Raw genomic sequence first — 12805 nt, forward strand, 5'->3', positions numbered from 1 at the left:
ATCAAATACCTGTACCCGATAAAAGAGCTGAATCTGTGCCGCTCACATTTTGGCGCAATGCAACAGTTTGAACGTTGTCTCGGCTAATGAGGTCGGCAAGAGAGATTTTTGCTAAATAGTCGGCAATATGATGAGAGAGTTCTTGCCATAAATCGTGGGTGAGACACATTGCACCATTTTGGCAGTTAGCCTTGTGGTCGCAACGTGTTGCATCAACAGTTTCATTTACGGCTTCAATAATTTCTAACACAGTAATTTCATCAGCATTTCGAGCCAAATGATAACCACCATTTGCACCGCGAACACTAGAAACTAACCCATGACGCTTAAGTTTTGCGAATAACTGTTCTAGATAAGCAACTGAAATGGATTGGCGAGCGGCAATTTCGGCGAGCGTGATCGTTTGTTCAGTTGGCTGCAAAGCTAAATCAAGTAGAGCAGTCACTGCGTAGCGACCGCGAGTTGTAAGGCGCATGATTCGATACACATGTTAAGACTAGATAATAGGATTTTATGAATCCCGACTAAAATAGTCAAGTTTTTTTATTTTTAATTCAAGTGCAGGAACAAAATGGAAAAATAATTTAAGCAACCCATAAATTATATATGAAATAAACAATAAATATCAGGCTAATTATACCAAAGGAGAAGTTAATATTGCGTTGACGCTGTTGTAGGCGAGTGATTCGATTTTGATATTGTTTAATTTCCACATGAAGTGAATTGATTTCTGAACGTTGCTGATCAATTTTTTCAAGCAATGGGGCAATTCGTTTACGTGAAGCAAGCGCTTCAGCTTCATCATCAGGTGAATTAAACCATTGCTTCCAGTCAGCTAAAAGTTTAGGCAAGGTAAGATGAGAAATTAAATCTAATAGCTCTTTTTTCGTTTCTTCATCGCCATCTATACGCATGTTGTTAAGACTACGCTGGTTTGAAAAAGCGAAAATTTTAATCAGATCGATAAGTGTACTATTGATTTCCAGATCAACACGTCGATCAAAAGAGTGGATATCGAACAACAAACCTTTTTCTGTAAACTGAACATAAAAGTTAAAAAAAGGAAGATAGCTATTGATGCGAATCGTTGTTTTGTTTGAAATAAACTTTTTCGCTTGCAAGCGAAGAACACCATCGTGGGTGAGTATAAATGAAAAGAAAGTTTCTAAAATAATTAGAACAATATTCAGCAACAGACGGGGATGTTTTTGTCTTTGTTGCGTTTCACTCATAAAAGTTTATCCTTAGAAATAGCAATTAATTCAAGAATGGGACATCCTATCTCAAACTTTAATAAATGTCCTGTTAAATATATTTACATGACTTACTTGCTTTGTAGAACAGTTTTGTAAATGGATCAAGTCTTTACTTTGATATTATAGAAATATTTTGTGGTCAAATCAGTCATCATCTCTCTCATCTGATTAGGAGCTTAGATCAATGGATAATGCAAATATAGATACCCAGACAGAAGAGTCAGAAGAAAAAAGTAAATTGAAATCAAGAAGTTCAAGAAAATCGGCTTTAGACTTTAGAAAGTACACTAAGCAAATTTGGTTAGCAGGGCTAGGGGCTTTTTCACGTGCAGAAGAAGAAGGCAACAAGCTATTTGATTCTTTGGTCAAGGTAGGTGAAGAGCTGGAATCTAAAACCGGAGACTTGGCAGATACTACGGTTGGTAAGGTCACAGAAAAAGCAAAAGAATCTGTATCTGAAACAAAAGATAAAGTAGAAAAAATTCTTGATACCAGTGTTAATCATTCTTTAAATAGGATTGGATTGGTGACTCCGAAGGATTTACAGCACATTGAACAGCTTTTGGTACAGCTTCATATTAAGGTGGATGCTTTAATAGAAGAAAACGAACAGTTGAAAGCAAAATTGAATAAAAAGTAAAAAAATGTTGGGATTTAGCAAATATATAACAGTTTTTTAGCATTTATTTTTGCTAAAAGCCCTGCTCTAGTATTGCGTTTTCCCCCAAAGCATTGCTATAAAGGCGTCATGGCCTTTTAAACTATAGCCTTGGACCTTAAACAAACGATATTAAGAGGATGTTTTATTCATGAATAAATCAGAATTAATCGATGCAATTGCTGAAAAAGGGGGAGTATCTAAGACTGATGCAGGCAAGGCACTCGATGCGACGATTGCGTCAATTACTGAAGCACTTAAAAAAGGTGACACAGTAACTTTAGTTGGTTTTGGTACTTTCAGTGTTAAAGAACGTGCTGCACGCACTGGTCGTAACCCTAAAACTGGTGAAGAGCTTCAAATTAAAGCAACAAAAGTACCTAGCTTCAAAGCTGGTAAAGGTCTTAAAGATTCAGTAGCTTAATCTTTTAAGATGATTAAACGCGCCAATATAGGCGCGTTTTTTATTAAAAATCTGAATTGACCAATATTGCTCATTCATTGATTGTGGTTTTTCAGTTAAAATTCTCCTCGAAATAAAATATTGGAATACTTATGGAATCGTTTCGTACAGTCATTAAGGGTTGGCTCGGCAAAGTCCTTCTAATTTTGTTTTTGACCCCTTTAGCACTTGTAGGTATTGAAGGATATTTTAATAGGGGAAACAAGGCTGATGTTGCGAAAACAGTAAATGGCCAAGAAATATCTAAAAAAGATCTTGAAACTTTAACTCAGTCTTACAAAGAACAATATTTAGCTGCAGTTAAAGGTGATGAAAGTTTACTTAATTTGCCTGTTATTCAGGCTAAAGCACTCGATATTTTAGTGTCACGTAATTTATTAATTCAACAAGCTGAAAAATTGGGTATTTCACTAAGTGATACTCAAATTGAGCAAATGTTAGCTCAGCAGCCTAGTTTGCAAGAGAATGGACAATTCTCGCAAAAACTCTATGAAAATTATTTACGTTCTATTGGTATGACAAGTCAGGGCTTAATATCTAGCCTTCGTCAAGATCATGCTTTAAAAATGCTTACTTCAACTTTTTCTGATTATTCTTTAGTAAGTAAAGTTGATTTAATGCAAATTGCGAATTTGCAAACTGAACAACGTACATTGCATTTGGCTAGTATTAAATTAGATGGTTATAAAACTGGTTTAACTGCCTCTAATCAAGAAGCCACAGATTATTACAACAAACACCAAAATGAGTTTAAACAACAAGCTTCTGTTGATGTGGATTATGTGGTTGTGTCGCCATCATTAATGGCTAAACCAGCTCCTGCAACCGAAGCTGAACTTCAGCAAGCATATAGCAAGTTCGTTGAGACTCAGAAAAAAGATGCTAAACGTACGGTGAAGCATATTTTAATTACTACAGATGCTCGTGATGATGCAGCAGCTCAAAAACTTGCTAAAGAAGTATATGCGAAAATTCAAGGCGGCCTTACATTTGCACAAGCTGCATCTCAGTTCTCTGAAGACCCAAGTTCAAAAACTAAAGGCGGTTTAGTTGAAGCATATGCACCAGGTGTTTTTTCCGATGCATTTGATAAAACTGTAGTGAGCTTAAAAAATGGACAAATTTCTCAACCAGTAAAAACACAATATGGTTATCATATTATTGAGGCAGAAACTCAAGCTAATCAAATCCCTTCGTTTGAAGCAGAGAAGGCGCGTTTAACTGCTGAGGTTGAAAAGAATAAAGTTGCGACTGTTTATTCAGATACCGTAAATAGTTTAAATGAAACGATTGTTGGTAATGATTCTTTAGAAGCTGTTGTGCAGGAAGTAAAAGGTACAAAAGTTGAATCATTAAATGGCGTAACTTTAGCTACACAAAATCCATATTTAAGTGATCCGAACGTTAAAATTAAATTGTTTAATGATGACGTAAAAAATGGTGACCGTAATGCATCGTCTAATATTCAGTTAGCGAATGGTGATACGGTATGGGTTAAAGTACGTGATTATCATGCTGCTGGTGTGAAACCTTTAGCACAAGCGATGAATGAAGCGAAAGCAAAAGTTATCGATGAAAAAGCGCGTAAAGTTGTTCAAGCAAAAATTGCTACAATGTTGGCTGAATTTAAAACTCAACCAGCAGATCAAGTTGTTGCTAAAAACAAAGTAGCATTTGAATCGGCTGGCGTATTTAGTCGTTCACAAGGATTAAAGCGTGAAATTGAGCGCGCGGCATTTAGCGCAGCTACACCTAAGCCAGGTATGTGGTCTGTTACAACAGCGAACTTACCAAATGAGCTGGTTGTTGTTGCAGTTTCAAATGTAAATTCCTCTGCTGCAAATGCTATTCCAGCTGATCAGTTACAGCAGTTAAAACAACTTTATCGTCAATCGCGTGGTCAACAAATATTAGAAGATTACAGTCAATATTTAAAATCACATGCGAAAATTAAATAATAATTTGATTCAATAAAAAAAGCGCCTCGGCGCTTTTTTTATTGGCAGTTAATCTAAGCTGTGTCCAATATATTGCTGTCTATATTGTTTAGGAGATAAATCAAAAATTCGTTTGAATGCCTGACTAAAAGCTGTTTCGGATGAGTAGCCAACCTTATTTGATATTTGCTGAATTGATAAGTTACTTGTGCGTAAATACTGACTTGCTAAACGAAAACGATAATGCTGCAAATAAGTCAGAGGTGGTTCACCAATAATACTGCTAAATAAGTTTGCAAATTTAGAGCGTGACATACAGCATTGTTCCGCTAAAGATTCTACTGTCCATGTGACTTCCGGTTGACTATGGATAGCAGATAGTGCGTTACTCAGTTCAGGATGTGTTAGGGCACCTAACCAGTTTTGTTGGTCTGTCATTTGTTGAATATGATCACGAATGCATTCAATCAGCAGAATACTGACGAGATGATCAATAATTTTGTCGTGACCCGGCCGAATTTTTTGAGTTTCGATTGCTAGAAAATAAAGTCCAATTTGTAACCATTCAGGTGGGTTAGTTTGGTTTTCATGTTGAATATGCATGATGGACGGCAGGGCATTAATAAGTGGCCCAGCCATATGAGTATCGATTTGGCAGCGTAAACATAGCAACAATGTATTATCTGGAGATGAAGTACCAAATTCGATGACATCTTGTCTATGACCATTAAAAAGCGAAGTAATATCCAGAGAATCTACTAGCTTACTCGCTGTTGATTTTGAGTCAGTCGCACTATGTGATTTTCCCGAAGGAATTAAAATAATATCACCAGCGGTTGCAATAATTTTTTCTGAAGCGTTAAGTTGAATATAGACTGAACCAGTTAAAACAATATAAGCAAGTAGAGCAGATTGATCTTGTGTTTTAAAAGCCCATTCTCCTTGCGCTTTTAAATAGATGTATTCAGACTTATTAAGGTGAATATCATCAAAAAATTTACTTAGTGCATCCATATTTAAATGATCAATCATTATTTTAATAAAATTATAGTGAGCTATAGGAATAGATCAACATGTGTTTTTAGGACAGAAAAGTGGAAGAAAATGCCAAAGACTTTAACATAGGTTTTTTGGACGGTTACTACTGTTAACTAAACACTATTTCTTTAACTATATAGACATATAGAAAAAGGAAATATAACTATGAATGCACCAGTAAATGTTCAGCAAGAACTTATGCCAGTGCCTGCGTCTATGCGTGAAATAGATCGCAAACGCTTGTTATGGATGATTAGTCCTGCTTTGCCTGCTATCGGTTTAGGTATTTTAGCAGGTTATCACTTTGGTCCACGTCCATTAAAGAAAGTCTTTGCTTTAGGTGGTCCACTTTTATTACATGTCGTGATTCCGGCAATTGATACAATTATTGGGAAAGATGCGCGAAATCCGACAGATGAAGAAATTAAGCTTTTAGAAAAAGATCCATATTATTCACGTCTTGTGAAAAGTTTTATTCCTCTTCAGTATGCTGCAAATGTTTACGCATGTTATTTAACAAGCCGTAAAACGACATCTTTTATTGATAAGATTTTACTGGGTATCTCAATGGGTGCAATCAATGGTATTGCGATTAATACAGCCCATGAGTTAAGTCATAAGCATGACCGTATAGACCATATTCTATCTCATCTTGCTTTAGTTCCTACAGGTTATAATCATTTCCGTATTGAGCATCCTTATGGTCATCATAAGCGTGCAGCAACACCAGAAGATCCAGCTTCATCACGTATGGGTGAAACATTCTATGAATTCTGGCCACGTACCGTTGTTGGTTCTTTTAAATCTGCAATAGAAATTGAAAAAAATCGTTTAAAACGTAAAGGTAAAGAATTCTGGTCTTCAGATAATGAATTATTACAAGGCTGGGGCATGAGTGCTGCTTTTCATGGTTCTATGGTTGGAATCTTTGGTAAAAGTACAATTCCATATTTAGCAACTCAAGCTTTTTATGGTATTAGTCTTTTCGAAATTATTAACTATATTGAGCACTATGGTTTATTACGTCAGAAAAAAGCTGATGGTAATTATGAGCGTACAATGCCTGAACATAGCTGGAACAACAATAACGTAGTCACGAACTTATTCTTGTACCAGTTGCAGCGTCATTCAGATCATCATGCATACCCAACTCGTCCATTCCAAGCATTACGTCATTTTGATGAGGCACCAGAGTTACCAAGCGGTTATGCAAGTATGTTATTACCGGCATTAATTCCTTCATTGTGGTTTAAAATAATGGATAAGCGGGTTTTTGATCACTATAAAGGAGATTTAAACAAAGCAAATATTTCTTCAAAACGACGTGCAAAAATCTTTAAGAAATTTGGTGTAGTTGATAAAGCGTTAGATAATACAACTACCGAATAAATAAAAATATTAATTCCTGAAATACGAAGCCCTTTAGTCTAACAACTAGAGGGCTTTTAAGTTTTGACATAAAAAGATAATAGAAGAAGGGAAAAACTTCCCTTAATTCTTATTTTAGTTCGCTAGAAGATTTACCCAGTTCTCGGCGGGCAATAATTAATTGCTGGATTTGTTGAGTACCTTCAAAGATATCGAGAATTTTCGAATCACGTGCCCATTTCTCAAGTAACTCATCTTCGTTATAGCCAACGCTTGCGGCCAGTTCGACACATTTTAAAGTAATCTCGTTCCCTACACGGCCAGCTTTGGCTTTCGCAATAGAAGCTTCTTTAGAATTTGGCTTTTTGTTATCGGCCATCCAGGTCGCTTTTAACATAAGCAGGCGAGCAGCTTCCCACTCAGCTTCCATACGATAGATTTGCGCTGCAAGATTAGAGGTGTGTAGATAAGGCGTGGAATAAGTGGAATCGAGTTGATCTTTAAATATTTCTTTAATTCGTTCGAGTGAAGCTTTAGCACAACCGATTGCCATTGCAGCAACTAGTGGACGAGTATTATCAAAAGTTTCCATCACTCCGGCAAAACCTTTTGCAACGTCGACTTCAGCGTTCCCTAAAAGATTTTCGGCTGGTACGCGGCAGTCAATAAAACTAATTACTGCTGTGTCTGAAGCTTTAATTCCCAATTTATGTTCGAGTCGTTCAACCTTCATTCCAGGCGTACCTTTGGGTACTACAAATGATTTAATAGCTGCACGCCCAACTTTGCGATCAAGTGTAGCCCAAACAACAACCGAATCTGCACGTTCGCCAGAGGTTACAAAAATCTTTTCGCCATTTAAAATATAGTCATTACCATCTTTGGTGGCAGTGGTGCGAATAGCGGCAGAGTCAGAGCCACAACCTGGCTCTGTAATCGCCATGGCAGCCCATGTTCCTTTGAAGCGCTCTAACTGCTCATCATTGGCCACAGCAGCAATGGCTGAGTTCCCAAGACCCTGACGTGGCATGCTGAGCAATAAGCCTGTATCACCATAACACATCTCGATAATCCCAAGAGCGGTCGACATATTGGTTCCGTTACGAATACCTTCATTGTCTGTATCGCCACGTTTTCCAGCACCTGCAGCTCCAGCATTAATACCTTCGCCACCTTCATTCATGCCATCAATGAGAGAAGCGAGCATATCGAGTTCTTTAGGGTAAGCATGCTCAGCTTTATCATATTTACGAGAAATAGGGCGTAAAACATTGATCGCAACATCATGTGCTTGATCAATCATCATCTTGAATTTTTTAGGATTTTGTAAATTCATTAAAGTATCCTCTGATTGATCATTTAAGCATGTAAGCCAGATTGTAAAATTGCCGTAGCCCGTAAATCACGGTACCAACGTTCAACAGGGTGTTCTTTTGTAAAACCATGTCCACCAAGAATTTGCACACCATCTGTACCAATTTTCATGGATTTTTCAGCACAAAGTAGTTGAGCCAGATAAGCTTCACGGTGGAATGGTTTGCCTGATTCGGCAAGGCTTGCTGCATTTAAAATCAGCATACGCATTGCATCAATTTCAATTGCCATATCGGCAATCATGAAAGCGACACTTTGTCGATGAGAAATTGGCTCACCAAATGCAGTTCGTTCATTGGCATATTTAATACAGTAAGCTTTTACAGCTTCACAGGTGCCCACAGCCATTGCGCACCACATTAAATTCCCTAAATCTAAAAAAGCAGTGTAATCAAAGTCTGTTGCACCTAATCGTAGAGCAGGAGTGTGATTAAAGCGTAAAGTTGCTGTTTCTGTGGCTTTAAGACCCATGGCTGGACTGTTTTTTATTGAAATAGTTTCGTTGCACTGCACAACAAATACGTCTGGCTTACCATTAAAGTCTGCACTTACTAAAAATACGTCAGCCAAGTCACCTAAAATAACTAGCGTTTTTTCGCCATCAATAAAGAATTGATCATTTTCAAGTAAAGCTTTGGTTTTTAATACGTAAGGATTAAATGCAGGTGTGGCTTCTTGTACTGCAAAGGTTGCTGTAATGTCTGAGTCTTCTGCAAAACATGGTAGGTACATTGACTGAACTTCTGCAGAACCCCAACGTGTAATTGCATTAATGACGCTAAATGTACTGAGTAATCCTGCTGTAAGGCTAAAATCACCTTCAGCTAGTTTTTCAGCAATCAATAAGTTACTTACAATATTTTGTTCAGCTGCTACACCGCCTAATGCTTCAGGAAGTGCATAGTAGTTAAGACCTAGATCTTCAACATATTGCCAAAGGCTTTCTGGAAACTGAGCATTCTGGTCAGCTTCATGTGCTAATCCTAATAAAACCTCTTGAGCAAATTGAGACATTGCGTCAGAGGTCATTTGTTGTTCTTCAGTTAGGCTTAAATCAAACAGAGTTTTTTGTTGTCGGGGCAAACGTTGTTGAGAGATCTGTTTCGGTTTAAATGCTTTTTGAGTTTGGCTCAATGCTCTGAAACCAGCTTTTGAACCTTGGTACAGTGATTTTTCAACAAATTTACGCAACTTGAGTTGATCAAGTACATCGCTTCCAGCCAATCTGGTGATCAGCGATAAACCCAAACCCTGAGCTTTATTGATCATACTTGTCATGATTATGGTGTCCTAACACGTTGTTATTGTTTTATGCTGACACGCCTCATAGTAAAAAACTATGTCGTTACTGACATTCGAAAAATGAGTAGATAAATGGTAGATAGAAAGTAAGTAGATTGTAAGTTTTTGATTTTATATATTTAAAATAATTTTATTGTCGGGTGAGTAGTGAGGTATTGACTAGAATGACATGGAATCATTCTAGCCCTTCATTAAATTAAGCAAAGTTACGAATCATACGTCGTACATTTGTTTTTGCATCAATAACCGTCATAAATGTATAGGCTCCAATAAATTTACGGCTAATAAACATAAATTCTTTTGGAGGAACTGAGAAATAACGTGACGCCATCGATTTACTTGCTTGCTGCATAACACGGCTATGTAACTGACTTTTCTTCCAGTCATAACGTTCATGTTCATCCATAAGGCCAGCAGGCATATCTGGATTATTTGCAGGGGTACTAAATGCCTCTGTCGCGATTAAAAAGACATCCGCCATGCCTGGTTTAATACTTTCAGGCATTGCCTCAAAAAACTCATATCCAGTCATTGCTTGTACCATCGCATGTTTATCATGATGATAACCTGCTTGAATCAAATTACGTGCAACTGATAGCAAGTGTTCATCAAACTGACGGATAGCGCCAAAATCTAATAATACAATCTTATCTTGAACATCTTGGCCATTACCCAAACGAACAAGGTAATTGCCGAAGTTAGGGTCAGTCTGCATTTCGCCCCATTCAAAAATTTCACGAACTGCAATTTCTAGTGAAGCTTCACCAAGCTGATTACGACGCTCTTGAGGCAAAGACAACATAACAGGGCTGTTAATTGGAACGCCGCGTTCGAACGTCATGCACAGTACTTGATTGGTGCAATATTCATCTACAATTGTCGGAACAATATAACGCTCGTCATCTTTTAAGCGCTCACCGAAGCGACGGGTAGTGGCAGCTTCAACATCATAGTCAACTTCGCGATGCATCATTTCACGTACTTCATCAAACCACTGATCAAATTCACGGGTTTGTGGCACCATACGTGTCAGTTTAAGCATGTTTTTAAACAAGCTCATATCTGAATCAATTGCATTTGCAACACCGGGATATTGAATTTTTAGAACTAATTCTAAGCCATCTGATTTACGTGTTGCACGGTGTACTTGGGCGAGAGAGGCTGTACCAATTGGCTCATGATCAATCGTTAAATCATTTAATTTTGCGCCTAGCTGTTCTTGTAGATGGGGCTTGATCGCAGGCCAATCTAAAGCAACAGTTTGGTTATTTAGGGTATTTAATGCTTGGGTAATCTCTTCTGGTAAAAAATGTTCACCATAAAGGGCCATCATTTGGCCGATTTTAACAATAGAACCCTTAAGTTTACCTATTTCAGAAACCAGATAATTAGCTTGTTCGCTCATCGCTTTTTTGCGTTTCTTTTCTTTCTCTTCTTCATTAGAAAATAAAGAAGAGGCACTTGCAGTTGCCCAACGCGTTCCCGCAAGTAAAGAAGCTTTCGCGATTGATAAGCGTCGATCCATGGAAGAAGTTTTTAAACTCTTAAGCTTATCTTTCTGATTTGACATGAAAATAGAATCCTATGCGCATCATGCAGCCAAACGCTGGTGATCTAAAATTGTAACGAATATTACATGTTTTGAGCGTATTAAAATAGTTCTCTCAGACTGAATGATAGGTCGAAATGGTCATCTTTATTTCATTAACTCTCAAATAGCCTAAGCAATTTAGAAATTTAAGAAATTGAGACCGTTCAGATGAGTAAAACTAAGATAAAACAGATCGTTGATAACAAAATGGATTACATTTTAAATTGAATCTTTAATTCAGATTTTTGCATCAAATGAAGACGATTACTCTGAATATGTTGCAATAACATCTGTTTGACTGAATCGTGCATGAAACCAAGTGCATGAGCTTTTACAATGATGATGCTAGGCAGGGTATAAAAGAAATACTTAACATCATCAAGAGTTGCGTTATTAAAAATACCTTGTTCAATTAACGTCTGTTGCAAAAACTGCTTTTCATTTAATACAGAATCTGAAGATTCATCCCAAAAACGGTGACGCATCGCCATCAGATTGTTGTGTTTATAACTCATAAAATTGTCAGCTCAGACTTCAAATCTAAATAAAATATATGGAGTCGAGCAGCGAATATCAAGTTGAGATTATTTTTTCTTCAGTTGCTGATTGATTTTTTATGTAACTCTTGTAAATAGCCTAAGCAAATTTAAAAATTTTTCTAAAAAAACTATAATCGAAACAATTTCATCTATAACACCACTTATCATGACTCCTGCATGTAGATTGTTAAAAAGTAATAAAATCGAATTTTCTATTCATGAATATGAACATGATTCGAATGCTAAAAGTTTTGGACTAGAAGCCGCAGAAAAACTAAATTTAGATGTAAGGGAAGTATTCAAAACCTTAATGGTGAGCGACGATAAGAATTATTTTGTCGCTGTATTGCCAGTTAATCATCAATTAAATTTGAAAAAAGTAGCTACGGCGTTTGGCTGTAAAAAATTGCAGATGGCCAATCCAAAAGACGCTGAACGTTTAACGGGGTATTTGGTCGGAGGGATTAGTCCTTTAGGTCAGAAGAAACGCTTAAAAACTGTTATTGATGCATCTGCACAAGAGTTCAGCAAAATCTATGTGAGTGGAGGGAAACGTGGACTAGATATTGGCTTAAACCCTAAAGATCTAGCACAACTCTTAAATGCTCAATTTGTTGATGTACTTGATCAATAATAAAAGTTTAGAAGCTTACTCTAAAAGCTAATCATCATTTTTATCTACTTTTAGAAAATACTTTGTTGAGTATATTGCTCAATGTACGTTCTTCTTTATTTTTCATGAAAAGAGATCAGCACTAATAAAATTTAAAAAAAGCTTGAATGATTTAATGAAAATGATTATCATTATTGTTAATAGGGGTACAGTTGTAATTCCGATAAAGAGGAGGAAATTGTTTGTGATATCAAACTTATTTTCTATTAGTTTATGCTAATACTCTAAGAAATCTTGAGTTATACCAGAGGCTCAGATAAGAATAACAGCCAAAAGTGAGTTGATTTCTGGTATGTGAGCACCTGCAAGATATTATAAAAATATGCAGGTCCAAGCAGCGGTAAATGGAACTAAGAAAAATAAATACGATCAGCGCAATAAAAAGAATAAAACAAGAGCAGTAAGCGAGGATGGCTTGCTGCTCTTGTATTTAAAGCTAGCTTCATACTTATTTATATTGTTCAACCTTTTTAGAGTTTTAACTCTGCTCAGTAACAGATCTCTTATATTTTTGATTAATAAATGATCACTAATGTTTCATTTATTAATATCCCGCCTTTTTAACCAATTTTTTGTATACCCTGAATAAAACATGATCAAAAAAGA

Annotated in this window: 12 protein-coding genes; 5 read left to right on the top strand and 7 right to left on the bottom strand. The window is 36.6% G+C overall.

From position 1 onward, the window contains the following. Position 1: 1 nt before the first annotated feature. Together ACINWC141_RS01375 and ACINWC141_RS01380 are read right to left on the bottom strand one after the other, a co-directional pair. Positions 2 to 475, bottom strand: coding sequence for an Rrf2 family transcriptional regulator (locus tag ACINWC141_RS01375; RefSeq protein ID WP_009387115.1), 474 nt, complete (start codon positions 473 to 475; stop codon positions 2 to 4). A 109-nt stretch (positions 476 to 584) separates the two neighbouring features. After that, positions 585 to 1232 (bottom strand): hypothetical protein, encoded by a 648-nt coding sequence (locus ACINWC141_RS01380; protein ID WP_009387080.1) that lies wholly within the window; start codon positions 1230 to 1232, stop codon positions 585 to 587. A 208-nt stretch (positions 1233 to 1440) separates the two neighbouring features. On the opposite strand from ACINWC141_RS01380, the gene ACINWC141_RS01385 reads away from it, so the two are divergent. The 3 genes from ACINWC141_RS01385 to ACINWC141_RS01395 all read left to right on the top strand — a co-directional run bounded on the left by ACINWC141_RS01385 (position 1441) and on the right by ACINWC141_RS01395 (position 4335). Then, positions 1441 to 1896, top strand: a complete 456-nt coding sequence (locus ACINWC141_RS01385) for a phasin family protein (RefSeq protein ID WP_009387139.1) — start codon at positions 1441 to 1443, stop codon at positions 1894 to 1896. A gap of 169 nt (positions 1897 to 2065) precedes the next feature. Then, positions 2066 to 2338, top strand: a complete 273-nt coding sequence (gene hbs / locus ACINWC141_RS01390) for a non-specific DNA-binding protein Hbs (RefSeq protein WP_001043034.1) — start codon at positions 2066 to 2068, stop codon at positions 2336 to 2338. Between the two features lie 131 nt (positions 2339 to 2469). Continuing rightward, positions 2470 to 4335, top strand: coding sequence for a SurA N-terminal domain-containing protein (locus tag ACINWC141_RS01395; protein ID WP_009387128.1), 1866 nt, complete (start codon positions 2470 to 2472; stop codon positions 4333 to 4335). Between the two features lie 48 nt (positions 4336 to 4383). On the opposite strand, the gene ACINWC141_RS01400 is transcribed toward ACINWC141_RS01395, so the two are convergent. Then, positions 4384 to 5328, bottom strand: coding sequence for a cupin domain-containing protein (locus ACINWC141_RS01400; protein ID WP_413814694.1), 945 nt, complete (start codon positions 5326 to 5328; stop codon positions 4384 to 4386). 189 nt (positions 5329 to 5517) lie between these two features. Between ACINWC141_RS01400 and ACINWC141_RS01405 the strand changes: the two genes are divergently transcribed. Then, entirely contained in the window at positions 5518 to 6741 is a 1224-nt protein-coding gene (locus ACINWC141_RS01405; RefSeq protein ID WP_009387159.1) for an alkane 1-monooxygenase, read from the top strand. Positions 6742 to 6850: 109 nt separating this feature from the next. On the opposite strand, the gene ACINWC141_RS01410 is transcribed toward ACINWC141_RS01405, so the two are convergent. The 4 genes from ACINWC141_RS01410 to ACINWC141_RS01425 form a co-directional block, all read right to left on the bottom strand. After that, on the bottom strand, positions 6851 to 8056 hold the full coding sequence (locus ACINWC141_RS01410) for an acyl-CoA dehydrogenase family protein (protein ID WP_009387141.1): 1206 nt from the start codon (positions 8054 to 8056) through the stop codon (positions 6851 to 6853). Positions 8057 to 8079: 23 nt separating this feature from the next. Then, the gene (locus ACINWC141_RS01415; protein WP_171061946.1) at positions 8080 to 9363 is read right to left on the bottom strand and encodes an acyl-CoA dehydrogenase family protein; all 1284 of its coding nucleotides are present in this window, start codon (positions 9361 to 9363) and stop codon (positions 8080 to 8082) included. 229 nt (positions 9364 to 9592) lie between these two features. Beyond that, positions 9593 to 10966, bottom strand: coding sequence for an ABC1 kinase family protein (locus ACINWC141_RS01420; RefSeq protein ID WP_009387079.1), 1374 nt, complete (start codon positions 10964 to 10966; stop codon positions 9593 to 9595). Between the two features lie 233 nt (positions 10967 to 11199). After that, positions 11200 to 11502 (bottom strand): hypothetical protein, encoded by a 303-nt coding sequence (locus ACINWC141_RS01425; protein WP_034677196.1) that lies wholly within the window; start codon positions 11500 to 11502, stop codon positions 11200 to 11202. Between the two features lie 190 nt (positions 11503 to 11692). Between ACINWC141_RS01425 and ybaK the strand changes: the two genes are divergently transcribed. Next, the gene (gene ybaK, locus ACINWC141_RS01430; RefSeq protein ID WP_009387110.1) at positions 11693 to 12160 is read left to right on the top strand and encodes a Cys-tRNA(Pro) deacylase; all 468 of its coding nucleotides are present in this window, start codon (positions 11693 to 11695) and stop codon (positions 12158 to 12160) included. The last annotated feature ends 645 nt before the right edge of the window (positions 12161 to 12805 follow it).

The sequence above is a fragment of the Acinetobacter sp. WC-141 genome, assembly GCF_000313935.1.
Classification (GTDB): Bacteria; Pseudomonadota; Gammaproteobacteria; order Pseudomonadales; family Moraxellaceae; genus Acinetobacter.